A 24331-nucleotide genomic window follows, 5' to 3' on the forward strand; every position below is an offset into this window, starting at 1 on the left:
CCGACTCGGCTCCCCCACGCCAGGTCATCGGAAGGCCGACCGCGGTCGGCTTCTTTATCCTCCGAGAGAAGGTTGCGCCACGATAACGATCTCGCGGCCGGACATCTCGCAATTCATCTACCCGTAACACGCCAGGCGCCTTCGTCACTCCGGCGAAACAACGAGGGGCAACGACCGAAACCGCGCTGCGCCAATCTCATGGCGCATAACCGGCCCACCCCCCGCTTGACCGGACCGCTCACGCTCCGACCCGCACGGGGCCGTACAACCGACGAGGAGACGCCGATGGCATCAGCCGCCATCACGCTTGCCGCGGAGGCACCCAAGCTGTCCTCCGCGAACACAGGCTTCATGCTCATCTGCTCCGCCCTGGTGCTGCTCATGACGCCGGGTCTCGCCTTCTTCTACGGCGGCATGGTCCGCGTCAAGAGCACCCTGAACATGCTGATGATGAGCTTCGTCAGCATCGGGATCGTCACCATCCTGTGGGTGCTCTACGGCTTCTCCCTGGCCTTCGGCTCCAGCAACGGCTTCATCGGCTACGACTCCCACTGGCTGGGCATGAGCAATGTCGGGCTGACGGAGCTCTGGCCCGGCTACACGATCCCGGTCTTCGTGTTCATGGTCTTCCAGATGATGTTCGCGGTCATCACCCCGGCCCTGATAAGCGGCGCCATCGCCGACCGCGTCAAGTTCTCGGCCTGGGCGCTCTTCGTCGCCCTGTGGCTCACGGTCGTCTACGTCCCGGTCGCCCACTGGGTCTGGGGCGCCGACGGCTGGGCCTACAAGCTCGGCGTGATCGACTTCGCCGGTGGTACCGCGGTCCACATCAACGCCGGTGCCGGCGCCCTCGGCGTCATCCTGGTCATCGGCAAGCGCGTCGGCTTCAAGAAGGACCCGATGCGCCCGCACAGCCTCCCGCTCGTCATGCTCGGCGCCGGCCTGCTGTGGTTCGGCTGGTTCGGCTTCAACGCCGGCTCCTGGCTCGGCAACGACGACGGCGTCGGCGCGCTGATGTTCGTCAACACGCAGGTCGCCACCGCCGCCGCCATGCTCGCCTGGCTCGCCTACGAGAAGATCCGGCACGGCGCGTTCACCACCCTGGGCGCCGCCTCCGGCGCGGTCGCCGGTCTGGTCGCGATCACCCCGTCCGGTGGTGCGATCTCCCCGCTCGGCGCGATCGCCGTCGGCGCCATCGCCGGTGTCGCCTGTGCCGCCGCGGTCAGCCTGAAGTTCAAGTTCGGCTACGACGACTCCCTCGACGTCGTCGGCGTCCACATGGTCGGCGGCATCATCGGCTCCCTGCTCATCGGCTTCTTCGCCACCGGCAAGGGGCAGTCCACCGCGACCGGCGTCTTCTACGGCGACCACTCCTTCACCCAGCTGTGGAAGCAGTTCGCCGGTGTCGGCGCGGTGCTCGGCTACTCCCTGGTCGCCTCCGCGGTCCTCGCCTTCCTCCTCGACAAGACCCTCGGCATGCGGGTCACCGAGGACGAGGAGGTCTCCGGCATCGACCAGGCCGAGCACGCCGAGACTGCATACGACTTCAGCGGTGCGGGCGGCGGTGTCGTCGGCTCCGTCTCCGCCGCGGCCCTGGCCGGATCGAGCAAGAAGGTGGACGCATGAAGCTCATCACCGCCGTCGTGAAGCCCCACCGGCTCGACGAGATCAAGGAGGCCCTCCAGGCCTTCGGCGTCCACGGCCTCACGGTCACCGAGGCCAGCGGCTACGGTCGGCAGCGCGGCCACACCGAGGTCTACCGTGGTGCGGAGTACACGGTCGACCTGGTGCCCAAGATCCGCATCGAGGTGCTGGCCGAGGACGAGGACGCCGAGCAGCTGATCGACGTCATCGTCAAGGCCGCCCGCACCGGCAAGATCGGTGACGGCAAGGTCTGGTCGCTCCCGGTCGAGACCGCCGTACGGGTCCGCACCGGAGAGCGCGGACCGGACGCGCTGTAGAACAGAACCATCTGGATACAGGCAGGAGTCGCTGGGTGACGGGTACGGACGTTCGGAACGACGCGGAGAACACGGGACCCAGCGGCTACGCGGCGGCCCGGCTGCGCCTCCTCACCGAGGGGGTGCGGTCCGGGCCGCCGCGCCGTACCGCCCTCGCCGAGCTGACCGACGAATGGCTGACCGGGCTGTTCGCGGCGGCCACCGAGGGCATCAGGGGCGGTGTCTCCCTGGTCGCCGTCGGCGGCTACGGCCGCGCCGAACTCTCCCCGCGCAGCGACCTCGACCTCCTGCTGCTGCACGACGGCGCCGACTCCGGCGCGGTGGCCGCCGTCGCCGACCGGCTCTGGTACCCGGTCTGGGACCTGGGCATGGCCCTCGACCACTCCGTGCGCACCCCCGCCGAGGCCCGGAAGACCGCCGGCGAGGACCTCAAGGTCCAGCTCGGCCTCCTGGACGCCCGGCACATCGCCGGCGACCTCGGCCTCACGTCCGGCCTGCGCACCGCGATCCTCGCCGACTGGCGCAACCAGGCACCCAGGCGCCTCCCCGAACTCCAGGAACTCTGCGCCGAGCGCGCCGAACGCCAGGGCGAGCTCCAGTACCTCCTGGAACCCGACCTCAAGGAGGCCCGCGGCGGCCTCCGCGACGCCACCGCCCTGCGCGCCGTCGCCGCCTCCTGGCTGGCCGACGCCCCGCGCGAGGGCCTCGCCGACGCCCGCAGGCGCCTCCTGGACGTCCGCGACGCCCTGCACCTGACCACAGGGCGCGCCACCGACCGCCTCGCCCTCCAGGAGCAGGACCAGGTCGCCGCCGAACTGGAGCTCCTCGACGCCGACACCCTGCTGCGCCAGGTCTACGAGTCCGCGCGGGTCATCGCGTACGCCAGCGACGTCACCTGGCGCGAGGTGGGGCGCGTGCTGCGCTCGCGCGCCGTCCGGCCCCGCCTGCGCGCCATGCTGGGCGGCGGCAAGCCGGTCGCCGAGCGCTCCCCGCTCGCCGAAGGGGTGGTGGAGCAGGACGGCGAGGTGGTGCTCGCCCGCGCCGCACGCCCCGAACGCGACCCCGTGCTCCCGCTGCGCGCCGCGGCCGCCGCCGCCCAGGCCGGCCTCCCGCTCTCCCTGCACGCCGTACGGCGCATGGCAGCCACCGCACGCCCGCTGCCCACGCCGTGGCCCGCCGAGGCCCGCGAGCAGCTGGTCACCCTGCTCGGCTCCGGCCGCCCCACCGTCGAGGTCTGGGAGGCGCTGGAGGCCGAGGGCCTGATCACCCGGCTGCTGCCCGACTGGGAGCGGGTCCGGTGCCGCCCGCAGCGCAACGCCGTGCACGTCTGGACCGTCGACCGGCACCTCATCGAGACCGCCGTCCGCGCCTCCGAGTTCACCCGCCGTGTCCACCGCCCCGACCTCCTGCTGGTCGCCGCCCTGCTGCACGACATCGGCAAGGGCTGGCCCGGCGACCACTCGGTGGCCGGCGAGATCATCGTCAAGGACGTGGCGGCCAGGATCGGCTTCGACCGCGCCGACGTGGCGGTCCTGTCCACGCTCGTACTGCACCACCTGCTGCTCATCGAGACCGCCACCCGGCGTGACCTGGACGACCCGGCCACGGTCCGCCTGGTCGCCGACGCCGTCGGCACCCAGGGCACCCTGGAGCTGCTGCACGCCCTCACCGAGGCCGACGCGCTGGCCACCGGCCCGGCGGCCTGGTCCTCCTGGCGCGGCTCCCTCGTCGCCGACCTGGTGAAGCGGGTCTCGGCGGTCCTCGCCGGGGACACGGTCGACGAGCCCGAACCGGGCGCGCCCACGGCCGAGCAGGAGCGGCTGGCCATCGAGGCCGTCCGCACGGGCGCCCCGGTTCTCGCCCTGCGCGCCCAGACCGAGCCGGCCGCCACCGACGAGGAGCCCGCCGGCGACCCCGAACCGCTCGGCGTCGAACTGCTCATCGCCGTACCCGACCAGCCGGGCGTGCTCCCGGCCGTCTCCGGCGTGCTGGCCGTGCACCGCCTCACGGTCCGCACCGCCGAACTGCGCGCCGTCCGGCTCCCGGACGACGTCGACGACGGCACGGTCCTGCTGCTCGACTGGCGGGTCGCGGCCGAGTACGGCTCCCTGCCGCAGGCCGCCCGCCTGCGGGCCGATCTCGTACGGGCGCTGGACGGCACCCTGGACATCGCCGGCCGCCTCGCGGAGCGCGACGCGGCCTACCCGAGGCGCCGGGGCTGGGTGGCCCCGCCGCCGCGCGTGACGGTGGCCTCCGCGGCCTCCCGGCACGCCACGGTGTTCGAGGTACGCGCGCAGGACGCACCGGGCCTGCTGTTCCGGATCGGACGGGCGCTGGAGGACGCCGAGGTGCGGGTGCGCAGCGCACACGTCAGCACGCTCGGCGCCAACGCCGTCGACGCCTTCTACGTGACCGGCACCGACCACGCGCCGCTGCCACCGGAGGAGGCGGCCTCCGTGGCCCGCAAGCTGGAGGACACACTGAGGGGCTGATCGCACGGCCGTGCAAGGCGGGGACCACTTCCTTGCGCGGCCGGATACCCTGGAAGACGCTCACCGCCCCCGACTCCGAGGACCGACGCCGCCGTGTTCGACACTCTCTCCGACCGCCTTTCAGCGACCTTCAAGAACCTGCGCGGCAAAGGGCGTCTGAGCGAAGCGGACATCGACGCCACGGCCCGGGAGATCCGCATCGCGCTCCTCGAAGCCGACGTGGCCCTCCCGGTCGTCCGCACGTTCATCAAGAACGTCAAGGAGCGCTCGCTCGGCGCCGAGGTCTCCAAGGCGCTCAACCCGGCCCAGCAGGTCCTGAAGATCGTCAACGACGAGCTGGTCACGATCCTCGGCGGCGAGACGCGCCGGCTGCGGTTCGCCAAGCAGCCGCCCACCGTGATCATGCTGGCCGGTCTCCAGGGTGCCGGTAAGACCACCCTCGCGGGCAAGCTGGGCCGCTGGCTCAAGGAACAGGGCCACTCCCCGCTGCTCGTCGCCGCCGACCTCCAGCGCCCCAACGCCGTCAACCAGCTCAGCGTGGTCGCCGAGCGCGCCGGTGTCGCCGTCTACGCGCCCGAGCCGGGCAACGGCGTCGGCGACCCGGTCAAGGTCGCCAAGGACTCCATCGACTTCGCGAAGTCCAAGGTCCACGACATCGTGATCGTGGACACCGCCGGCCGGCTCGGCATCGACCAGGAGCTGATGCGGCAGGCGGCCGACATCCGGGACGCCGTCTCGCCCGACGAGATCCTCTTCGTCGTCGACGCCATGATCGGCCAGGACGCCGTCACCACCGCCGAGGCCTTCCGCGACGGCGTCGGCTTCGACGGTGTCGTGCTCTCCAAGCTCGACGGTGACGCCCGCGGTGGTGCCGCGCTCTCCATCCGCCAGGTCACCGGCAAGCCGATCATGTTCGCGTCGAACGGCGAGAAGCTCGACGACTTCGACGCCTTCCACCCGGACCGGATGGCTTCCCGCATCCTCGACATGGGTGACCTGCTCACCCTGATCGAGCAGGCGGAGAAGACGTTCAGCCAGGAAGAGGCCCAGAAGATGGCCTCCAAGCTGGCGTCCAAGAAGGGCCAGGACTTCACCCTGGACGACTTCCTGGCCCAGATGGAACAGGTCAGGAAGATGGGCTCCATCTCGAAGCTCCTCGGGATGCTGCCCGGCATGGGCCAGATCAAGGACCAGATCAACAACCTCGACGAGCGGGACGTCGACCGCACCGCCGCGATCATCAAGTCGATGACCCCGGCCGAGCGCCAGGAACCGACGATCATCAACGGCTCGCGCCGCGCCCGTATCGCCAAGGGTTCCGGTGTCGAGGTCAGCGCCGTGAAGAACCTGGTCGAGCGGTTCTTCGAGGCCCGCAAGATGATGTCCCGCATGGCGCAGGGCGGCGGGATGCCGGGCATGCCGGGTATCCCGGGCATGGGCGGCGGCCCCGGCCGGCAGAAGAAGCAGCCGAAGCAGGCCAAGGGCAAGCAGCGCTCCGGCAACCCGATGAAGCGCAAGCAGCAGGAGCTGGAGGAGGCCCAGCGCCGCGAGGCCGCCGCCCAGGGCGGCGCCTTCGGGCTCCCGCAGCAGGGCGCCGAGAACTTCGAGCTGCCGGATGAGTTCAAGAAGTTCATGGGCTGAGTTCACCCATTGCGAGTGCCGGGGGTTGGTCCCTGTCGTAACGTCCGCATATGACCAACCCCGCGCCGCCGCGCAAGTCCCCCGACCAGCCCTGGCGTACCGAGGGCGCTCCCGAGGAGCCGCCCAAGCCGCCGAACGGCGGGCGGAAGATGCACGGCGGCTGGTGGCGGCTGATCGTCACCGCGCTGGTCGTGTACCTGCTGGCGAACCTGGTGCTGTCGTACTTCGACCAGGAGAACGAGCCGACGATCTCGTACACCGAGTTCAGCAGGCAGGTGAACGACGGCAACGTCGAGAAGATCTACGCCAAGGGCGACTCGATCCAGGGCCAGCTGAAGAAGGAGCAGAAGAACCCCGAGGGCGGCGGGAACTACACCAAGTTCGACACCGAGCGCCCCTCCTTCGCCGGGGACGACCTCTGGACCAGCCTGACCAAGCACGACGTGACGGTCACCGCGGAACCGGTCGTCCAGCACCGTAGCTTTCTCGCCAATCTGCTGATCTCACTGGCGCCGATCATCATCCTCGTCGCGGTGTGGGTCTTCATCGCCCGCCGGATGAGCGCGGGCCTCGGCGGTGCGGGCGGCATGCTGGGCCGCAAGGCGCCGCCCAAGCCGGTCGAACTGGAGCCCGGACAGCAGCGGACCACCTTCGAGGACGTGGCCGGCATCGACGAGGTCGAGGGCGAGCTCAACGACGTCGTCGACTTCCTGAAGAACCCCGACGCCTACCGGAAGATGGGCGCCAAGATGCCCCGCGGCGTGCTGCTGGCCGGCCCGCCCGGCACCGGCAAGACACTGCTCGCGCGGGCCGTCGCCGGTGAGGCGGGGGTGCCGTTCTTCTCGGCCTCCGCCTCCGAGTTCATCGAGATGATCGTGGGCGTCGGCGCCTCCCGCGTGCGCGAACTGTTCGCGGAGGCCCGCAAGGTCGCCCCCTCCATCATCTTCATCGACGAGATCGACACCATCGGCCGGGCCCGCGGCGGCGGCGCCTCCATGGGCGGCCACGACGAACGCGAGCAGACCCTCAACCAGATCCTCACCGAGATGGACGGCTTCTCCGGCTCGGAGGGCGTCATCGTCATCGCGGCCACCAACCGCGCCGACATCCTCGACCCGGCGCTCACCCGCCCCGGCCGCTTCGACCGGGTCGTCCAGGTCTCGCCCCCGGACCGCACCGGCCGCGAGGCCATCCTCCAGATCCACACCCGCCAGATCCCGCTCGCCGCCGACGTCGACCTCGCCCAGGTGGCCCGCACCACCCCGGGCATGACCGGCGCCGAACTGGCCAACCTCGCCAACGAGGCCGCCCTGCTCGCCGTCAAGCGCAAGCAGGAGAAGGTCACCCAGTCCGACCTCTCGGAGGCGCTGGAGAAGGTCCAGCTGGGCGCCGAGCGCCCCCTGGTCATGCCCGAGGAGGAGCGCAGGCGCACCGCCTACCACGAGAGCGGGCACGCCCTGCTCGGCATGCTCCAGCCCGGTGCCGACCCGGTCCGCAAGATCACCATCGTGCCGCGCGGCCGTGCCCTCGGCGTCACGCTCTCCACGCCCGACGCCGACAAATACGCGTACACCGAGGAGTACCTGCGCGGCCGGATCATCGGCGCCCTCGGCGGCATGGCGGCCGAGCAGGTCGTCTACGGCGTGATCACCACCGGCTCGGAGAGCGACCTGGAGCAGGTCACCGGCATCGCGCGCGGGATGGTCTCCCGGTGGGGCATGAGCGAGGAGGTCGGCCGCCTCTCCGCCCTCCCCAGCGACGCCCAGCAGGCCTACGGCCTCGCCGCCGCACCCCAGACCCTCGACGTGATCGACACCGAGATGCGCCGCATCGTCGACGAGTGCTACGACGAGGCCCGCCGCAAACTCCAGGACCACCGGGGCCGGCTGGACGCCCTGGCCGAGGCCCTCCTGGAGAACGAGACCCTGGAGGAGGCGGACGCGTACCGCATCGCGGGGATCACGAGACTGACCAAGGACCTGGACGAGGCCTGACTTTCGAGCGCCCGGGCTTGAGCGCCCCGAAAGGGGCCCTGGGGGTCCCCCCCCCGGCCGAAGGCTGGGGGAGGAACCGCGCGACCAGCCACGACAACGCCGCAGCCGAAGACGGCGGCCGAGACCCAGCGTCAGCGAACCCGCGCGATCAAGTACCGGAACACATTCGGCATCCACACCGTGCCGTCCGCCCGCTGGTGCGGATGAAGCGCCTCGGCCAGCTCCTTGCCGACCTGCTCCTCGTCGGTCGCCAAGATCCCCGCGTCGAACAGCCCGGTCGACACCAGCCCCCGCACCGCGCTGTCCGCGTCGGCGTACCCGAACGGGCAGGAGACCCGCCCGGACCCGTCGATCCGCAGACCGGCCCGCTGGGCGACCTCCTCCAGGTCGTCCCGGCACGCCGGGCGCCAAGCCCCCGTGCTCCGCAAAGGATCGGCCAACTTCGCCGCCACCCGCAGCACCGACGACGTCGCGCAGCGCTCCGGCGGACCCCAGCCGGCCAGCACCACGGCCGCCCCGTGCCCCGCCAGGGGAGTCGCCTCGGCCAGCAGGTCACCGAGCCGCTCGGCGTCGCCGGCCAGGCAGCCGATCGGATCGAACGCGGTGATCAGGTTGTACCCCGGTGAATGCGCGTCCGCCGCGTCCCGGGGCGTGCCCTCGACGACCCGGGCGGCACGGCCACGCGCGCGTGCACCGGAGGCCGGGTCGGGCAGCAGACGCTCACGGGCGAGGGCGAGCCGTTCGGGGGAGGAGTCGACTCCGGTGACCGCGGCCCCTCTGGCCGCCGCCATCAGCAGGGCGAGACCGGAACCGCAGCGCAGACCGAGCAGCCGGGTGGCCGGGCCCACTTCGAGTCGCTCGTGGACGGTCTCGTAGAGCGGCACCAGCATCCGCTCCTGGATCTCGGACCAGTCACGCGCGCGTGCGCCCAGGTTCACACGGGGTGGTGAGTCCACGTGAGAGGGATGGTGCCGCACGAGCGTAGGTGTCATAGGTAAGCGCCCCAATCCGCCGAGAGTTACGCACTGACCGATTCCGTGGCCCCCGTGCCGTGCGCTCGCACTTCCCACCTATGCCACATAACTCCCGGCTCGCGATGGCGTCCAGAGGTCGCGGGTCCCTGCTTGTACGTGCGCTGTGACTGTGGCGAGATTTCACATCCCGGCAACTTGGGGCTCTACCATCGGACCCACGACACGGCGGTTCTGGCCATGGTCCGCCGGCCCGGGGGCCGTGCGGTGTCCGGTCGCCGGAGCCGGAGCCGGTCCGGTGCCGGATGACGACGGGCCGTGAGTAACGTCGGGGCCGCCGCGCACGCTGACCGGGATGGGACCCGGCCACCAGAGCGACCGAAACGCCTCTTGCGCATCCGCCGACCTCCGCCGTACAGGCGTCCGGACCAGGGGTAATGGGCGGGTCGTACGTCAGACTACGCACCGGCTTGGTACGAGCTGTGAGGCTTCTCCGCAGATCAGCGCACCCGTGCTCGTCTCCACGCATCAGCGGCAACTGACGGGTACGTGCAAATTATTTGGGATGCCCCGGAATAGGAACACAGGGGCCCTCCCGCTCGTTCTCATTACGTGAGCACGACACAGACACCACCTGTTCTCGCCGCAGAGCTGGCAGAGGCGTGGGCCGACATTCAGCGGTACCACCCCGAGCTGCCCGACCTTGCCGCGCCAGAGTCCCTGATCGGGGAGTCGTCGTCCGCGTGCGGTCACGAACTCTCCTTCGAACGGCTGCTCCATGAGGCAGTCCACGGCATCGCCGCCTCCCGGGGAGTCCGCGACACCTCCCGGGCCGGCCGCTACCACAACCGCCGATTCCTCGCGATCGCCGAGGAGCTGGGCCTTGACCACCCCGACGAGCCGCATCCCAGCAGCGGCTTCTCGCTGGTCACGCTCAACCCCGAGGCGAAGCGACGCTACCGCCCGACCATCGAGAGACTGCAGCGCGCTCTCAAGGCGCACACGGCGGCCACGTCCGCCGACACCTCCCGCACCTTCCGCGGCCCGGCCGCCCGCCACGGCTCCTCCGGTGGCGGCGTCCGCGTCAAGGCGGTGTGCGACTGCGGCCGCAACGTCCGGGTGGTGCCGTCGGTCCTGGCGCAGGCTCCCATCGTCTGCGGCGGCTGCGGCAAACCGTTCCGCATCCCGGAGGTCGTGGGAGCGGCATAGGCCACGGCTGCTCGTGGCAGCCGCAGCCAGTGCCCGCCTTCACGCCCTCGGGCTGGGCGTCGCCGGTCAGCGCACCCGACGTGACCTCACCTCCACGCCGGGTGCCTCTCCGGCATGCCTCCGCGCTCCCACCCGACCGTCGGCCAAAAGCGGCCCGCAGCGTATGGCACAATGGCTAGCTGTACTCGACAGTCGCACAGGACCCCTCTCTCCTCCGGCTGACGCGTCCATCGGGCACTCGGGTACCGCAACCCCACGCGGCAGTCTCGCCGTGCCCAATCACGTCAAATCCAGGAGAACCCACTCCCGTGGCAGTCAAGATCAAGCTGAAGCGTCTGGGCAAGATCCGTTCGCCTCACTACCGCATCGTCGTCGCCGACTCCCGCACCCGCCGTGACGGCCGTGCGATCGAGGAGATCGGCAAGTACCACCCGACCTACAACCCGTCGGTCATCGAGGTGGACGCCGACCGCGTGGCGTACTGGCTCGGCGTCGGCGCCCAGCCGACCGAGCCCGTGCTCGCCATCCTGAAAAAGACCGGCGACTGGCAGAAGTTCAAGGGCGAGGCCGCCCCGGCGCCGCTGCTCGTGGCCGCCCCGAAGGCCGCGCGCCCGTCGTTCGAGGCGCTCGGCGGTGACGACGAGGGCAAGGGTGAGGCGATCACCCAGAAGAAGAAGGCTGAGAAGAAGGACGAGGCCGCGGCTGAGTCCGAGTCGACCGAGGCCTGAGCAGCATGCTCGAAGAGGCGCTTGAGCACCTCGTGAAGGGCATCGTCGACAACCCTGACGACGTGCAGGTCGCCTCGCGCGACCTGCGCCGCGGGCGCGTGCTGGAGGTCCGGGTGCACCCCGACGACCTCGGCAAGGTGATCGGCCGCAACGGCCGCACCGCACGTGCCCTGCGCACCGTCGTGGGCGCCATCGGCGGTCGCGGAGTCCGCGTCGACCTGGTCGACGTCGACCACGTCCGCTGACGCTTTCGCAGCAGCACCGGCTCGGGCCGGGGAGGGCCACTGGCCGTCCCCGGCCCGTAGTCGTATGAGCAGGAATGAGCAGGTCGAGCAGGAGATGACAGGAGAACAGGCACAGTGCAGCTCGTAGTCGCACGGATCGGGCGCGCCCACGGCATCAAGGGCGAGGTCACCGTCGAGGTACGTACCGACGAGCCGGAGCTCAGGCTCGCGCCCGGCGCCGTACTCGCCACCGATCCCGGATCGGCGGGGCCGCTCACCATCGAGACCGGCCGGGTGCACAGCGGCCGCCTGCTCCTGCGCTTCGAGGGCGTCAGGGACCGCACCGCCGCCGAGGCCCTGCGCAACACCCTCCTGATCGCCGAGATCGACCCGGAGGAGCTGCCCGAGGGCGAGGACGAGTTCTACGACCACCAGCTCATCGACCTGGACGTGGTCACCGAGGACGGCGCCGAGGTCGGCCGGATCACCGAGATCTCGCACCTGCCCTCCCAGGACCTGTTCATCGTGGAGCGCCCCGACGGCAGCGAGGTGATGATCCCGTTCGTGGAGGAGATCGTCACCGAGATCGACCTTGAGGAGCAGCGGGCCGTCATCTCGCCGCCGCCCGGCCTGATCGACGACCGGGCGGAGATCGACTCGTCCAGGGACGACGAAGCATGAGACTCGACGTCGTCACGATCTTTCCCGAGTACCTCGAGCCCCTGAACGTCTCACTGGTCGGCAAGGCCCGCGCGCGTGGGCAGCTCGGCGTCCAGGTGCACGACCTGCGCGCCTGGACCTACGACCGGCACAACACGGTCGACGACACGCCCTACGGCGGCGGACCCGGCATGGTCATGAAGACCGAGCCCTGGGGCGACGCCCTCGACACCGTCCTCGCCGACGGCTACGAGACCGGCTCGCACGCCCCCGCGCTGATCGTCCCCACCCCCAGCGGCCGTCCGTTCACCCAGGAACTCGCCGTCGAACTCTCCGAGCGCCCCTGGCTGATCTTCACACCGGCCCGCTACGAGGGTATCGACCGGCGGGTCATCGACGAGTACGTCACCCGGATGCCGGTCTACGAGGTGTCCATCGGCGACTACGTCCTCGCCGGCGGCGAGGCGGCCGTGCTGGTGATCACGGAGGCGGTGGCGCGGCTGCTGCCCGGCGTCCTCGGGAACGCCGAGTCGCACCGCGACGACTCCTTCGCGCCCGGCGCCATGGCGAACCTCCTGGAGGGCCCCGTCTACACCAAGCCGCCCGTCTGGCGCGGCCGGGACATCCCCGACGTGCTGCTCAGCGGCCACCACGGCAAGATCGCCCGGTGGCGCCGCGACGAGGCCCTGAAACGGACCACCGCCCACCGGCCCGACCTGATCGAGCGCTGCGACCCCAAGGTGTTCGACAAGAAGGACCGGGAGATGCTCTCCATCCTGGGCTGGGCCCCGGACCCGCAGGGCGAGCCCCACGGCCGATTTTGGCGCAGGCCACAGGGCGTGGAAGAATAACCAGCTGTTGTGCGTCCGTCCGGCGTGCGCCCCTGCCACAGGGGGACACGACGCCCGCCCCGATCCGCACGGCAGACCCCATGGAACACCTAGTTTCCGTTGATGACCTGTGGCATCAGCGAGGAAAGCAGACGAAATGTCTCACCTGCTCGACACCGTCGACTCCGCGTCGCTGCGCAGCGACGTCCCGGCCTTCCGCCCGGGTGACACCGTCAACGTCCACGTCCGCGTCATCGAGGGCAACCGCTCCCGTGTGCAGCAGTTCAAGGGCGTTGTGATCCGCCGCCAGGGCAGCGGTGTCCGCGAGACCTTCACGGTCCGCAAGGTCTCCTTCTCCGTTGGCGTCGAGCGCACCTTCCCGGTGCACACCCCGATCGTCGAGAAGATCGAGCTCGTCACCCGCGGTGACGTGCGTCGCGCCAAGCTGTACTACCTGCGCGACCTGCGTGGTAAGGCCGCGAAGATCAAGGAGAAGCGCGAGAACTGATCTCGCGTGCCGGCACCCGGAAGCCGTAGGCGGACGAGCCGGTAAGAAGGAGTCTCATCGACGCCGGATAGCATCTGGCCCCGATGGACACCGAAGCACAGCACACGGAGCGCGACCGCTCCTCCCGCCCCGAACCAGAGGCCGCGGAGGACCGGTCGCGTTCCGCGTTGGTGGCGCGGGCCACCGGGCGGGTCACCGACTGGCTGCCGGGCGGCTGGATCACCCTCACCCTCTTCGCCTGCCTGGCTTTTTTGCTCGTCCTCAACACTTTCGTGGCGCAACCATTCCAGATTCCCAGCGGATCCATGGAACAGGGATTGAGGATCGGGGACCGCGTTCTCGTAAATAAGTTGGCGTACCGTTTCGGTGCCGGGCCGCGCCGGGGAGATGTCGTGGTGTTCGACGGCTCCGGGTACTTCGGGGACGCCGACTACATCAAACGGGTCGTCGGTGTGGGAGGAGACCACGTGGTCTGCTGCGACAAGAAGGGGAGGATCGAAGTGAACGGCCGGCCGGTCGACGAGACGTCGTTCCTCTATCCGGGGGACACCCCCTCCACCGTGCCCTTCAACGTCGACGTCCCCGACGGCACGCTCTTCGTGCTCGGCGACCACCGCAGCGACTCCAGCGACTCCCGCGACCACCTCGGCTCGCCCGGCGGCGGCATGATCCCCGTCGGCAGGGTCGTCGGCCGGGCCGACTGGATCGTCTGGCCGTACGCCCACTGGACCCGTCTCGCCCGTCCCGCCGCCTACGCGCGCGTACCGGCCGCCGGAGCGTCCCATGGGTAACCGGGGCCGACCGCGCGGCGTGCCGGTCGACGCCGCCGCCAACCTGCTGCCCACCGGGGCCCGGCGCGCCTCCGGCCCGTCCGGCGGCCGGTCCCGTGCGGAGCGGCGCAAGCTGCAGCGCAAGGTCAAGCGCAAGCGCCGGCGCGGTGCGGTGCGGGAGATACCGTTGCTGGTCGGCGTGGCCGTCCTGATAGCCCTGGTACTGAAGACGTTCCTCGTCCAGGCCTTTGTGATCCCGTCCGGCTCCATGGAGCAGACGATCCGGATCGGCGACCGCGTCCTGGTGGACAAGTTCACCCCCTGGTTCGGGTGGCAGCCGCACCGCGGGGACGTCGTCGTCTTCCACGACCCGGGCGGCTGGCTGAAGGACGAGCAGACCACCAAGGCGAACGACCCGGTCGGGGTCAAGCAGGTCAAGGAGGGGCTCACCTTCATCGGCCTGCTGCCCTCCGCCAACGAGAAGGACCTCATCAAACGGGTCATCGGCGTCGGCGGCGACCACGTCAAGTGCTGTGACGCGCAGGGCCGGGTGACCGTCAACGGCGTGCCGCTGACCGAGGGTGACTACCTGTATCCGGGGAACGTCCCCTCCGCCCAGCCGTTCGACATCACCGTGCCCAAGGGGCGGTTGTGGGTGATGGGCGACCACCGCGGCAACTCCGCCGACTCCCGCGCCCACCAGGACACCGACTACGGCGGCACGGTGGCCGTGACCTCGGTGGTGGGCCGCGCCATGATGATCGGCTGGCCCATCGGCCACTGGACCAAGCTCGACGAACCTAAAACCTTCGCAAGCGTTTCTGACTCCGGGTCGGGGTCGACCGCGGCTCCCCAGCTGTCGCATAGGGTTGCCTCCGACGATCCGAACGGATACATCCAACTCCCGACCCCTGCGGAACTCCCGCTCGTTATGGGAGTGGTGGGCCTGCGCCGGGGATGGCGCAGGCGGCGGCACGGAGTAAGGAGTTGGCGTGGGGGATGTGGCGGTTGGCGCACGGTCGGGACACGACGGCGAGGAGCACAGCGGGCGCCCCGTGGAGAATGTCCCCTCCCCGGACGGCGCCTCGACCTCCGGGAACGGCCCCGGGCCTGGCGGAGACGGCACCCCGGCAGACGGTCCGTACTCCGGCGGTGACGGTTCGGGCACGGACGGGGACCCGGGTGGGTCGGCGGCGCCCGCACCGAAGAAACCACGCTCCTTCTGGAAGGAGCTGCCCATCCTGGTCGTCATCGCGCTGGTGCTGGCGCTGCTGATCAAGACGTTCCTGGTGCAGGCGTTCTCGATTCCGTCGGACTCGATGCAGAACACCCTCCAGCAGGGTGACCGGGTCCTGGTCGACAAGCTCACCCCGTGGTTCGGCTCCAAGCCGGAGCGCGGCGAGGTCGTCGTCTTCCACGACCCGGACGACTGGCTGGCGGGCGAGCCCACCGCCCAGCCGAACGCGATCCAGACCTTCCTCAGCTGGATCGGCCTGATGCCGTCCGCCGAGGAGCGGGACCTGATCAAGCGGGTCATCGGCGTCGGCGGCGACACCGTCTCCTGCAAGGGCAGCGGCCCGCTCATGGTCAACGGCCATGCGCTGAACGAGCCTTACGTGTACCCGGGCAACACCCCGTGCAGCGTCGACGACCAGGGCGGCCAGTTCACGGTGCACGTGCCCAAGGGCTACATCTGGGTGATGGGCGACCACCGCCAGAACTCCCGCGACTCGCGCTACAACCAGTCCGACAGGCACCACGGCATGGTCCCGGTGAAGGACGTCGTCGGCCGTGCCATCGTCAAGGCCTGGCCGATCAACCGCTGGGGCACGCTGCCGATCCCGGACACCTTCGACCAGAGCGGCATCAACACGCAGACGTCCGCCGCGGCCTCCCTCACGGTGGCGCCGCAGGGCGTGGCGGTCGCCGCCGTCCTGCCCGTCGCGGTGTGGCGCCGCCGCCGGGGCGAGCGGATCGGGCGGAAGTTCGACAGGCGCGTGGCCGCGGGCAAGCGCTGACCACGCGGAGGGCGCCGTGACCGGATCCCGTGTGCGCCTGCTGACCGTCCCATGTGAAGCCCTTGGGGAGCTTGTGACCAGGGGCGCCGAAGAAGGGCTGCCCCTGCCCGGTACCGCCGGGTAGGGTGCGGCCTCATGGGCGACAGCGCGATACGTACGGCTCCGCGCGGCGGCGCAGGCACCAGCACGGGCGCGGCACAGGCCGGCAGCAGGCTCGGACAGCGGTTGTCCGGGATCGCCGTCGCGCTGGGCATCGTGCTCTTCCTCGGCGGATTCGGCTGGGCAGCGGTGGTCTACCGGCCCTACACCGTGCCCACCAGCTCGATGACGCCCACGATCGACGCCGGGGACCGGGTCCTCGGCCAGCGCATCGACGGCAGCGAGGTGCGCCGGGGCGACGTCGTCGTCTTCCGCGACAAGGGCTGGGTCACCAACGCGGACGTCGTCAAGCGCGTGGTCGCGGTCGGCGGTGACACGGTCGCCTGCTGCACGAACGGCAAGCTGACGGTCAACGGCAAGCAGATCGAGGAGCCGTATCTCCCGGCGGGCAGCCAGGCCGAGCTCCAGGGCTTCCCCACCGTCACCGTCCCCAAGGGCCGGCTCTTCCTCCTCGGCGACGAGCGCCAGGGCTCCCTCGACTCCACCGCCCACCTCACCGACGCGGCGCAGGGCACGGTCGCGCGCGGCGCGGTCAGCGCCCGGGTGGACGCCGTGATCTGGCCGATGAAGGGTCTGCTCAAGCGGCCCACCGGCTTCGAGGCTCTCGGTTCCCTCTCCCGGCCGGGCCCGTTGCGCGTCATCGAGTTCATGATCGTGGCCGGTGGCGTGCTGGTCCTCGCGGGCGGCGCGTACGGCCCGGTGGCGAATCTGCTGGGCCGCTCCCGCCGCGGTGCCCGGACGGAGCCCGCCGGTGCCCGCTGAGGCGCTGTCGGAGGGCGGCCTGCGCAAGGTGGCCCGGGTGGTCCTGCTCGACCCCGAGGACCGCATCCTGCTCCTGCACGGCCACGAGCCCGACGACCCGGCCGACGACTGGTGGTTCACGCCCGGCGGCGGCCTGGAGGGCGACGAGACCCGTGAGCAGGCCGCTTTGCGGGAACTCGCCGAGGAGACCGGCATCACGGACGTCGACCTCGGTCCGGTGCTGTGGCGCCGGACGTGCTCCTTCCCGTTCGCCGGCCGGCGCTGGGACCAGGACGAGTGGTACTACCTGGCCCGTACGACGCAGACGGTCACCGAGGCCACGGGCCTGACCGAGCTGGAGCGGCGCAGTGTGGCCGGAGCACGTTGGTGGACGTGCCAGGAACTGACCCGGGCACATGAGACGGTGTATCCGACCAGACTCGCCGAGCTGTTCCGTAGGCTGCTCGACGAAGGTCCCCCCGCCGGGCCCGTCACCCTTGACACGGAAATCGTCTAGGGGCGTGCAGGACTGGCGCACAATGGTGGGATCGCACGGCTGAAGGGGAACATGCCATGAGCGCCGAGGACCTCGAGAAGTACGAGACCGAGATGGAGCTGAAGCTCTACCGGGAGTACCGCGATGTCGTCGGTCTGTTCAAATACGTGATCGAGACCGAGCGGCGCTTCTACCTCACCAACGACTACGAGATGCAGGTGCACTCGGTCCAGGGCGAGGTGTTCTTCGAGGTGTCCATGGCGGACGCCTGGGTCTGGGACATGTACCGGCCGGCTCGTTTCGTGAAACAGGTCCGCGTCCTCACGTTCAAGGACGTGAACATCGAGGAGCTGAACAAGACCGACCTGGAGCTTCCGGGCGGCTGAGCCGACCGTGTGGGTGACGGAGTTGTCCACAACCGGTGGGTAACTCACCAAGATCAACTTCTTGGCGGGGGTTGCGTGACCGTTGGCACCGGAGGTGGTGCCGACATGAACACGGATCAGGCACGCACGGAGCAGGTACGGACGACTCGGGCACGCACGGATCAGGCACGCCCGAACCGGGCACGCAGCGCACTCGGCAGGTACGGCGAGACGCTGGCCGCACGGCGGCTGGCCGAGGCCGGTCTGATGGTCCTGGAGCGCAACTGGCGCTGCGGCCGGACGGGAGAGATCGACATCGTGGCGCGGGACGGGGACGTCCTGGTCGTCTGCGAGGTCAAGACCCGGCGGGCGGGCGTCTTCGAGCATCCCATGGCCGCGGTCTCCCCGGAGAAGGCGCAGCGCCTGCGCGGCCTCGCCGAACACTGGATCCACGCACACGGCGGGGCGCCGCCGGGCGGCGTCCGCATCGACGTGGTCGGCGTGCTCCTGCCGCAGCGCGGGGCGCCCGTGGTCGAGCACGTCCGGGGGGTGGCGTGACATGGGGTTCGCGCGGACCTGTTCGGTGGCGCTGGTGGGCGTCGAGGGCGTGGTGGTGGAGGTCCAGGCCGACCTGGAGCCCGGGGTGGCGGCCTTCACCCTGGTGGGGCTGCCGGACAAGAGCCTGACGGAGAGCCGGGACCGGGTCCGGGCGGCGGTGGTGAACTCGGGCGCCTCCTGGCCCTCGAAGAAGCTCACGGTCGGGCTGAGCCCGGCATCCGTGCCGAAGAGCGGCAGCGGCTTCGACCTCGCGGTGGCTGCGGCCGTGCTCGGGGCGGCCGAGCGGATCGATCCCCGGGTGCTCGCCGAGATCGTGATGATCGGGGAGCTGGGCCTGGACGGCCGGGTCCGCCCGGTCCGGGGCATCCTGCCCGCCGTGCTGGCCGCCGCCGACGCCGGATACGAGCAGGTGGTCGTGCCGGAGAACGCGGTGCCGGAGGCCTCGCTGGTGCCGGGGGTGTCCGTGCTGGGCGTCCGCAGCCTGCGCCAGCTGATCGCGGTCCTCACCGACGAACCGGTGCCCGACGAGGAGCCCGTCCCCGGCGAGATCCGCCCGGACCCCTTCCTCGCCGGGCTCGCCCTGCCCGGCATGGGACTCGGCACCGGGATGGCCACCGGCGACCACGCCCCCGACCTCGCGGACGTCGCCGGCCAGCACGTGGGCCGGGCCGCTCTCGAGGTGGCCGCGGCCGGCCGCCATCACGTCTTCTTCAAGGGCCCGCCCGGCGCAGGCAAGACCATGCTGGCCGAACGGCTGCCGGGGCTGCTGCCCGAGCTGGGCCGGCAGGAGTCCCTGGAGGTCACGGCCGTCCACTCGGTCGCCGGGATACTGCCACCCGGCCACCCCCTGGTCGACAGGCCGCCCTACTGCGCCCCGCACCACTCGGCCACCATGGCCTCCCTGGTCGGCGGCGGAACCGGCCTGCCACGCCCGGGAGCGGTCTCCCTCGCGCACCACGGCGTGCTCTTCCTGGACGAGGCCGCCGAGTTCCACGCCAGCGTGCTGGACGCCCTGCGCCAGCCCCTGGAGTCGGGCCACGTCGTCATCGCCCGGGCCGCCGGGATACTGCGGATGCCCGCGAAGTTCCTCATGGTCCTGGCCGCCAACCCCTGCCCGTGCGGCCGCCACGGCACCCCCGGCGACGTCTGCGAGTGCCGGCCCTCCTCGATCAAGCGGTACCGGGCCCGGCTCTCCGGCCCCCTGATGGACCGCGTGGACCTCAGGGTCGCCGTCGAACCGGTCGCCCGGGAGGAACTGCTGCGGCTGCACACCGGCGCCGAGCCCTCCGCCGCCGTGGCCGACCGGGTGCGCACGGCGCGGGAGCGGGCCGCCCGCCGCTACGAAGGGCTGCCCTGGCGCACCAACAGCGAGGTCCCGGGCCACGAACTCCGCACCCGCTGGCACGTCCAGCCGGGCGCACTGCTCAAGGCCGAGCTGGACCTCGACCGGGGCCTGCTCACCGCCCGCGGCCTGGACCGGGTGCTCCGGGTCGCCTGGACCCTCGCCGACCTGGCGGGCCGCGACCGGCCCTCGGGCAACGACGTCAACCTGGCCCTGGAGCTGCGCACCGGCGTCCGGCGCGGCGCGGTCCTGGAAGGGATCGCCCCATGAGCGACACGGAGCTGCTCACCCGCGTCTTCCTGGCCCGGGTCGTCGAGCCCGGCGACCAGACCGCCGGGCGCTGGGTGCGGGAGCTGGGCGCGCACGCGGTGGCGGACCGGCTGCGCACGGGCGGCGGGCCCCTGCCCGGCGTGGGCGCCAAGCGGTGGGCGGGCTTGCTGGCCCGCGCGGCGCGGGCCGATCCCCGGGCCGACCTCGCCGTCGCGCGGGAGGCGGGCGCACGGTTCGTGTCGCCCGGCGACACCGAGTGGCCCAGCCAGCTCGACGACCTGGGCGACGCCCGCCCCCTGGGTCTGTGGGTGCGTGGCCGTCCCAGTCTGCGGATGTGGGCGCTCCGGGCCGTCGCCGTCGTCGGGGCCCGGGCCTGTACCGAGTACGGCGCGCACATGGCGGCCGTCCTCGCCGCGGGGCTCGCCGAGCGCGGCTGGGTGGTGGTGTCCGGCGGCGCCTACGGAGTCGACGGCGCCGCCCACCGCGGAGCCCTCGGCGCCGGCGGGGCCACCGTCGCCGTGCTGGCCTGCGGGGTCGACCGCCCCTATCCCCCGGGTCACACCGAGCTGATCAACCGGATCGCCGAACAGGGACTGGTGGTGGGGGAGCTGCCGCCCGGCGAGCACCCGACGCAGAGCAGGTTCGTGCTCCGCAACCGGGTCATCGCCGCGCTCACCCGGGGCACCGTCGTCGTGGAGGCCGCCCACCGCAGCGGCTCGCTGGTCACCGCGCGGGCGGCGCAGCGGCTCGGCCGGTTCACCATGGGCGTGCCCGGACCGGCCACCAGCGGCCTCTCGGCCGGGGTGCACGAGCTGCTCCGCGGGGAGGCCGCGCTGGTCACCGACGCCGCGGAGGTCGTCGAGCTCGCGGGCGACATGGGCGAGCTGGCCCCGGCCAGACGCGGCCCCGTACTCCCGCGCGACCTGCTGGAACCGGCCGCCCGGCAGGTCCTGGCCGCGCTGCCCGGCAACCGGCCCGCCTCACCCGAAGAGGTGGCACGTGGCGCGCAGACGTCCGAGGACGAGGCCGTCGCGAGACTGTACGAACTCCGAGCACTTGGTTACGTCGAACGACACGGCGATGGCTGGAAGTTGACACGCCAGGCGATGATCTCGGTCCGGGCCGGTCGGAGCCGGTGCTGACCGAGCGTGTTCGGCCGTCCGGGGGAACCCCCGACGGCCTTGGGAATTCCCGGAGTTGACGCTTGCGGCCGATCACGCAGAGCGACGCGCCGAGCGTGGCGGGGCGCGCCGTACAGGGGGTTCGCGCAGGGGTGGAGCCTCGCTGTTCGCGCACCGCGACTCCCCAGTCACGCTACGCTCACGAAAGGCCTGACGCAGACCGCGCCAACCGACACGAGACCGACACCTCGCCCGACCATCGCTCCGCACTCCCCGCTCACCCCCGCTCCGCGGCACGACACAGCACTTCCTGGCACTTCACGGCAGAACGGCACAAGGCGACGAATGCCCCAGCACACCTCCGGGTCCGACCGGGCGGCGATCCCCCCAGCCGCCCGCGACGGTGGCAACGTGCGGCCGCCCGCTCCCTCGACGCTCGACGAGCTGTGGCGGTCGTACAAGGCGACGGGGGACGACCGGCTGCGGGAACAGCTGATCCTGCACTACTCGCCGCTGGTCAAGTACGTGGCCGGGCGGGTGAGCGTGGGCCTGCCGCCCAACGTGGAGCAGGCCGACTTCGTCTCCTCCGGGGTGTTCGGGCTCATCGACGCGATCGAGAAGTTCGACGTCGACCGGGAGATCAAGTTCGAGACGTACGCGATCACCCGGATCCGGGGAGCGATGATCGACGAGCTCCGGGCGCTGGACTGGATCCCGCGCTCGGTCCGGCAGAAGGCACGGAACGTGGAGCGGGCCTACGCCACCCTGGAGGCGCGGCTGCGGCGCACGCCCTCGGAGGGCGAGGTCGCCGCCGAGCTGGGCATCGAGGTGGACGAGCTGCACGCCGTCTTCAGCCAGCTGTCGCTGGCCAACGTGGTGGCGCTGGAGGAACTGCTGCACGTCGGCGGTGAGAGCGGCGACGGCCTGAGCGTGATGGACACGCTGGAGGACACCGCGGCGGACAACCCCGTCGAGGTGGCCGAGGACCGGGAGCTGCGGCGGTTCCTGGCGCGGGCGATCAACACGCTGCCGGAGCGGGAGAAGACCGTGGTGACCCTCTACTACTACGAGGGGCTCACGCTCGCGGAGATCGGGAACGTGCTCGGGGTCACCGAGAGCCGGGTGAGCCAGATCCACACCAAGTCGGTGCTGCAGCTGCGGGCCAAGCTGGCGAGTTTCGGCCGCTGATCCGGGTTTTCGGCCGTCGGCAGCGGTCGACGGGCCGTCTCCGGTCGTGCTGTCTCCCCTCCGGCCCGGTGCGTCCGTAAAGTGGTTGACGTGCCAAGGATTCGAGCGGCCTCCGTGGCCGAGCACCGGTCGATGCAGCGAGCCGCCCTGCTGGACGCGGCGCGTTCCCTCCTGTCCGAGGGCGGGACGGAGGCGCTGACCTTCCCCGCGCTCGCCGAGCGCACGGGGCTGGCCCGGTCGTCCGTCTACGAGTACTTCCGCTCCCGGGCCGCCGTGGTCGAGGAGCTGTGCGCGGCCGACTTCCCCGTGTGGGCGGCGGAGGTCGCGGCGGTGATGGAGCGGGCGCCCACCGCCGAGAGCAAGGTCGAGGCCTATGTGCGGCAGCAGCTCGCCCTGGTCGGGGACCGGCGGCACCGGGCGGTGGTCGCGATCTCGGCGAGCGAGCTGGACGCGGGGGCGCGGGAGAAGATCCGGGCCGCGCACGGCGGGCTCGTCGCGCTGATCGTGGAGGCGCTCGGAGAGCTGGGGCATGAGCAGCCCCGGCTCGCGGCGATGCTGGTGCAGGGGGTCGTGGACGCCGCGGTACGGCGGATCGAGCTGGGCGCGGCGGAGGATCCGTCGGTGATCACCGACGCGGCCGTGGCCATGGCCTTGCGGGGTGTGCGGGGCTGACGCCGGCGGGGGCCGGGGGGTGGGGACGCTTACCGGCGCTTGCCGGGTGCAGCCCGCGCCCACCCGTGCCGCCCCAGCGGCACGACTGCCCGCGGCCATAGCGCCCGTAAGGGGCCGCTGGGGGTATACCCCCTGCCGAAGGCTGGGGGAGGAACTGCGCGACCAGCCCCCACCGGCCCCGCACTCGCGCGCCCCTCCGCAATCACCCCCTCGGCAGCGGCACCCCCAGCACCGGCAACAACCTCGGCGGCCCCGCGTTCCGCAGCCACGGCGGCAACAGCAGCAACGGGTCCAGGTAGACGTCCCCCCTGAGCAGCCCCCAGTGCACGCACCCCTGCCCTCCGCAGTGCGCACCCCCCGCCTCCACCGTGCCCACGACCTCCCCCGCCGCCACCTCGTCCCCCTTCCGGACGGTCGCCGTCACCGGCTCGTACGTGGTGCGGAGATCCGTGCCCGTCAGCTGCACCGCCACCACACCCCGCCCCGCCACCCGCCCCGCGTAGGAGACCCGGCCCGCCGCCACCGTCCGCACCGGCGCACCGGGGGCCGCGCCCAGATCGACCCCCCGGTGCCCGGGGCCGTACACCGTCACCGGTGGCTCCCAGCCGCGCAGGACCGGTGGCCGTACCCCCACCGGCCAGGCGCGGGCGACCGCCGGCACCGGCGGCCCGGCAGGGGGCGGCGGCCCGTCCGCCCCGACCCCGGCCCGGGCCGCGGCCGCTCCCAGGGCCAGCGGCAACACCGTCGCCGCCCACATCCATCGCATCGCGCGTCGCATGACCACCATGGCCGAACGCTCCCGCACCCGCGCCGATCATGGCCGGTACCTGTGGATTACTCCCGAGTTGTGGACAGCGGCGTCACCCGGCGCCCCGCCGGTCCCGTACACTTCCCTTGGCGATCCGGGTCACCGGGTCGACTTCGCACGCCCCGACACCCGGCCTTCACCAGCAGGTGTCAGCGCTTCTCGGTCCTTCGTGGCACAGCGCACACGGGCGTCAGGCGCGGGAGCCGTCCGGCCCCCGCGGCACAACCGAGAAATTCAAGGAGATACGGCCATGGCCGTCGTCACGATGCGGGAGCTGCTGGAGAGCGGCGTCCACTTCGGTCACCAGACCCGTCGCTGGAACCCGAAGATGAAGCGCTTCATCTTCACCGAGCGCAACGGCATCTACATCATCGACCTGCTCCAGTCGCTGTCGTACATCGACCGCGCCTACGAGTTCGTCAAGGAGACCGTCGCCCACGGCGGCACGGTCATGTTCGTCGGCACTAAGAAGCAGGCGCAGGAGGCCATCGCCGAGCAGGCCACCCGCGTCGGCATGCCCTTCGTCAACCAGCGCTGGCTGGGCGGCATGCTCACCAACTTCTCGACCGTCTACAAGCGTCTGCAGCGCCTCAAGGAGCTCGAGC

The 24331-nt window shown here is 71.5% G+C and carries 25 protein-coding genes; 23 read left to right on the top strand and 2 right to left on the bottom strand.

What is annotated here, in order from left to right:
• Window positions 1-285 precede the first annotated feature (285 nt).
• From JF597_RS35200 to ftsH, 5 genes are all read left to right on the top strand, one after another.
• Window positions 286-1626 carry an ammonium transporter gene (locus JF597_RS35200; RefSeq protein ID WP_294004820.1) on the top strand — a complete coding sequence of 447 codons (1341 nt, stop codon included), beginning with the start codon at window positions 286-288 and terminating at the stop codon, window positions 1624-1626.
• Complete coding sequence (locus tag JF597_RS35205; RefSeq protein ID WP_093498850.1) at window positions 1623-1961, top strand: P-II family nitrogen regulator; 339 nt, start codon at window positions 1623-1625, stop codon at window positions 1959-1961. The genes JF597_RS35200 and JF597_RS35205 overlap by 4 nt, the downstream gene beginning before the upstream one ends.
• Before the next feature lie 35 nt (window positions 1962-1996).
• Window positions 1997-4453, top strand: coding sequence for a [protein-PII] uridylyltransferase (locus JF597_RS35210; protein ID WP_294004823.1), 2457 nt, complete (start codon window positions 1997-1999; stop codon window positions 4451-4453).
• 93 nt (window positions 4454-4546) lie between these two features.
• The gene (ffh, locus tag JF597_RS35215; protein WP_294004827.1) at window positions 4547-6094 is read left to right on the top strand and encodes a signal recognition particle protein; all 1548 of its coding nucleotides are present in this window, start codon (window positions 4547-4549) and stop codon (window positions 6092-6094) included.
• 50 nt (window positions 6095-6144) lie between these two features.
• Window positions 6145-8088 carry an ATP-dependent zinc metalloprotease FtsH gene (ftsH, locus tag JF597_RS35220; RefSeq protein ID WP_294004830.1) on the top strand — a complete coding sequence of 648 codons (1944 nt, stop codon included), beginning with the start codon at window positions 6145-6147 and terminating at the stop codon, window positions 8086-8088.
• 131 nt (window positions 8089-8219) lie between these two features.
• Here the strand turns inward: ftsH and JF597_RS35225 are convergent, their stop codons facing one another.
• Window positions 8220-9080, bottom strand: a complete 861-nt coding sequence (locus tag JF597_RS35225) for a class I SAM-dependent methyltransferase (protein ID WP_294004833.1) — start codon at window positions 9078-9080, stop codon at window positions 8220-8222.
• 591 nt (window positions 9081-9671) lie between these two features.
• Between JF597_RS35225 and JF597_RS35230 the strand changes: the two genes are divergently transcribed.
• The 17 genes from JF597_RS35230 to JF597_RS35310 all read left to right on the top strand — a co-directional run bounded on the left by JF597_RS35230 (window position 9672) and on the right by JF597_RS35310 (window position 22918).
• Complete coding sequence (locus JF597_RS35230; RefSeq protein WP_294004835.1) at window positions 9672-10268, top strand: hypothetical protein; 597 nt, start codon at window positions 9672-9674, stop codon at window positions 10266-10268.
• 308 nt (window positions 10269-10576) lie between these two features.
• Window positions 10577-10996: a 30S ribosomal protein S16 gene (gene rpsP / locus JF597_RS35235; protein ID WP_294004838.1), complete on the top strand. Its 420-nt coding sequence runs from the start codon at window positions 10577-10579 to the stop codon at window positions 10994-10996.
• A gap of 5 nt (window positions 10997-11001) precedes the next feature.
• Window positions 11002-11241, top strand: coding sequence for an RNA-binding protein (locus tag JF597_RS35240; protein ID WP_005479813.1), 240 nt, complete (start codon window positions 11002-11004; stop codon window positions 11239-11241).
• A gap of 114 nt (window positions 11242-11355) precedes the next feature.
• Window positions 11356-11901 carry a ribosome maturation factor RimM gene (gene rimM / locus JF597_RS35245; protein WP_294004897.1) on the top strand — a complete coding sequence of 182 codons (546 nt, stop codon included), beginning with the start codon at window positions 11356-11358 and terminating at the stop codon, window positions 11899-11901.
• Window positions 11898-12731: a tRNA (guanosine(37)-N1)-methyltransferase TrmD gene (trmD, locus tag JF597_RS35250; protein ID WP_294004900.1), complete on the top strand. Its 834-nt coding sequence runs from the start codon at window positions 11898-11900 to the stop codon at window positions 12729-12731. The genes rimM and trmD overlap by 4 nt, the downstream gene beginning before the upstream one ends.
• A gap of 136 nt (window positions 12732-12867) precedes the next feature.
• The gene (gene rplS, locus JF597_RS35255; protein ID WP_093498841.1) at window positions 12868-13218 is read left to right on the top strand and encodes a 50S ribosomal protein L19; all 351 of its coding nucleotides are present in this window, start codon (window positions 12868-12870) and stop codon (window positions 13216-13218) included.
• Between the two features lie 83 nt (window positions 13219-13301).
• Window positions 13302-14009 (top strand): signal peptidase I, encoded by a 708-nt coding sequence (gene lepB, locus JF597_RS35260; RefSeq protein ID WP_294004905.1) that lies wholly within the window; start codon window positions 13302-13304, stop codon window positions 14007-14009.
• Window positions 14002-15144: a signal peptidase I gene (lepB, locus tag JF597_RS35265; RefSeq protein ID WP_294004908.1), complete on the top strand. Its 1143-nt coding sequence runs from the start codon at window positions 14002-14004 to the stop codon at window positions 15142-15144. The genes lepB (JF597_RS35260) and lepB (JF597_RS35265) overlap by 8 nt, the downstream gene beginning before the upstream one ends.
• A complete protein-coding gene (gene lepB, locus JF597_RS35270; RefSeq protein WP_294004911.1) occupies window positions 15044-16006 on the top strand; it encodes a signal peptidase I in 963 nt (320 codons plus the stop codon). Before lepB (JF597_RS35265) ends, lepB (JF597_RS35270) begins: the two co-directional genes overlap by 101 nt.
• A 135-nt stretch (window positions 16007-16141) precedes the next feature.
• A complete protein-coding gene (lepB, locus tag JF597_RS35275) occupies window positions 16142-16927 on the top strand; it encodes a signal peptidase I (protein WP_294004914.1) in 786 nt (261 codons plus the stop codon).
• A complete protein-coding gene (locus JF597_RS35280; protein ID WP_294004917.1) occupies window positions 16917-17423 on the top strand; it encodes an NUDIX hydrolase in 507 nt (168 codons plus the stop codon). The genes lepB (JF597_RS35275) and JF597_RS35280 overlap by 11 nt, the downstream gene beginning before the upstream one ends.
• Before the next feature lie 56 nt (window positions 17424-17479).
• Complete coding sequence (locus JF597_RS35285; RefSeq protein ID WP_008745401.1) at window positions 17480-17788, top strand: DUF2469 domain-containing protein; 309 nt, start codon at window positions 17480-17482, stop codon at window positions 17786-17788.
• Between the two features lie 105 nt (window positions 17789-17893).
• Window positions 17894-18325 (top strand): YraN family protein, encoded by a 432-nt coding sequence (locus tag JF597_RS35290; protein ID WP_294004929.1) that lies wholly within the window; start codon window positions 17894-17896, stop codon window positions 18323-18325.
• Window position 18326: 1 nt separating this feature from the next.
• Window positions 18327-19937 carry a YifB family Mg chelatase-like AAA ATPase gene (locus JF597_RS35295; protein WP_294004932.1) on the top strand — a complete coding sequence of 537 codons (1611 nt, stop codon included), beginning with the start codon at window positions 18327-18329 and terminating at the stop codon, window positions 19935-19937.
• Entirely contained in the window at window positions 19934-21079 is a 1146-nt protein-coding gene (gene dprA / locus JF597_RS35300; RefSeq protein WP_294004935.1) for a DNA-processing protein DprA, read from the top strand. The genes JF597_RS35295 and dprA overlap by 4 nt, the downstream gene beginning before the upstream one ends.
• 324 nt (window positions 21080-21403) lie before the next feature.
• Window positions 21404-22246 (top strand): RNA polymerase sigma factor WhiG, encoded by an 843-nt coding sequence (gene whiG / locus JF597_RS35305; protein WP_294004938.1) that lies wholly within the window; start codon window positions 21404-21406, stop codon window positions 22244-22246.
• Between the two features lie 114 nt (window positions 22247-22360).
• Entirely contained in the window at window positions 22361-22918 is a 558-nt protein-coding gene (locus JF597_RS35310; RefSeq protein ID WP_294004945.1) for a TetR/AcrR family transcriptional regulator, read from the top strand.
• A gap of 202 nt (window positions 22919-23120) precedes the next feature.
• Here the strand turns inward: JF597_RS35310 and JF597_RS35315 are convergent, their stop codons facing one another.
• A complete protein-coding gene (locus JF597_RS35315) occupies window positions 23121-23684 on the bottom strand; it encodes a M23 family metallopeptidase (protein ID WP_294004948.1) in 564 nt (187 codons plus the stop codon).
• Between the two features lie 292 nt (window positions 23685-23976).
• Here JF597_RS35315 and rpsB point away from each other — a divergent pair.
• Window positions 23977-24331, top strand: a 355-nt coding sequence (gene rpsB / locus JF597_RS35320) for a 30S ribosomal protein S2 (RefSeq protein WP_294004941.1), incomplete at its 3' end; no start/stop codon positions are given.

The sequence above is a fragment of the Streptomyces sp. genome, assembly GCF_019510245.1.
Lineage (GTDB): Bacteria > Actinomycetota > Actinomycetes > Streptomycetales > Streptomycetaceae > Streptomyces.

Bases quoted from the DNA above. Each gene is read 5' to 3' on its own strand.
- JF597_RS35200 (WP_294004820.1), top strand. From the start codon at position 286: ATGGCATCAGCCGCCATCACGCTTGCCGCGGAGGCACCCAAGCTGTCC.
- JF597_RS35205 (WP_093498850.1), top strand. From the start codon at position 1,623: ATGAAGCTCATCACCGCCGTCGTGAAGCCCCACCGGCTCGACGAGATC.
- ftsH (WP_294004830.1), top strand. From the start codon at position 6,145: ATGACCAACCCCGCGCCGCCGCGCAAGTCCCCCGACCAGCCCTGGCGT.
- JF597_RS35225 (WP_294004833.1), bottom strand. From the start codon at position 9,080: ATGACACCTACGCTCGTGCGGCACCATCCCTCTCACGTGGACTCACCA.
- JF597_RS35240 (WP_005479813.1), top strand. From the start codon at position 11,002: ATGCTCGAAGAGGCGCTTGAGCACCTCGTGAAGGGCATCGTCGACAAC.
- trmD (WP_294004900.1), top strand. From the start codon at position 11,898: ATGAGACTCGACGTCGTCACGATCTTTCCCGAGTACCTCGAGCCCCTG.
- rplS (WP_093498841.1), top strand. From the start codon at position 12,868: ATGTCTCACCTGCTCGACACCGTCGACTCCGCGTCGCTGCGCAGCGAC.
- lepB (WP_294004905.1), top strand. From the start codon at position 13,302: ATGGACACCGAAGCACAGCACACGGAGCGCGACCGCTCCTCCCGCCCC.
- lepB (WP_294004908.1), top strand. From the start codon at position 14,002: ATGGGTAACCGGGGCCGACCGCGCGGCGTGCCGGTCGACGCCGCCGCC.
- lepB (WP_294004914.1), top strand. From the start codon at position 16,142: ATGGGCGACAGCGCGATACGTACGGCTCCGCGCGGCGGCGCAGGCACC.
- JF597_RS35285 (WP_008745401.1), top strand. From the start codon at position 17,480: ATGAGCGCCGAGGACCTCGAGAAGTACGAGACCGAGATGGAGCTGAAG.
- JF597_RS35290 (WP_294004929.1), top strand. From the start codon at position 17,894: ATGAACACGGATCAGGCACGCACGGAGCAGGTACGGACGACTCGGGCA.
- JF597_RS35295 (WP_294004932.1), top strand. From the start codon at position 18,327: ATGGGGTTCGCGCGGACCTGTTCGGTGGCGCTGGTGGGCGTCGAGGGC.
- dprA (WP_294004935.1), top strand. From the start codon at position 19,934: ATGAGCGACACGGAGCTGCTCACCCGCGTCTTCCTGGCCCGGGTCGTC.
- whiG (WP_294004938.1), top strand. From the start codon at position 21,404: ATGCCCCAGCACACCTCCGGGTCCGACCGGGCGGCGATCCCCCCAGCC.
- JF597_RS35315 (WP_294004948.1), bottom strand. From the start codon at position 23,684: ATGCGATGGATGTGGGCGGCGACGGTGTTGCCGCTGGCCCTGGGAGCG.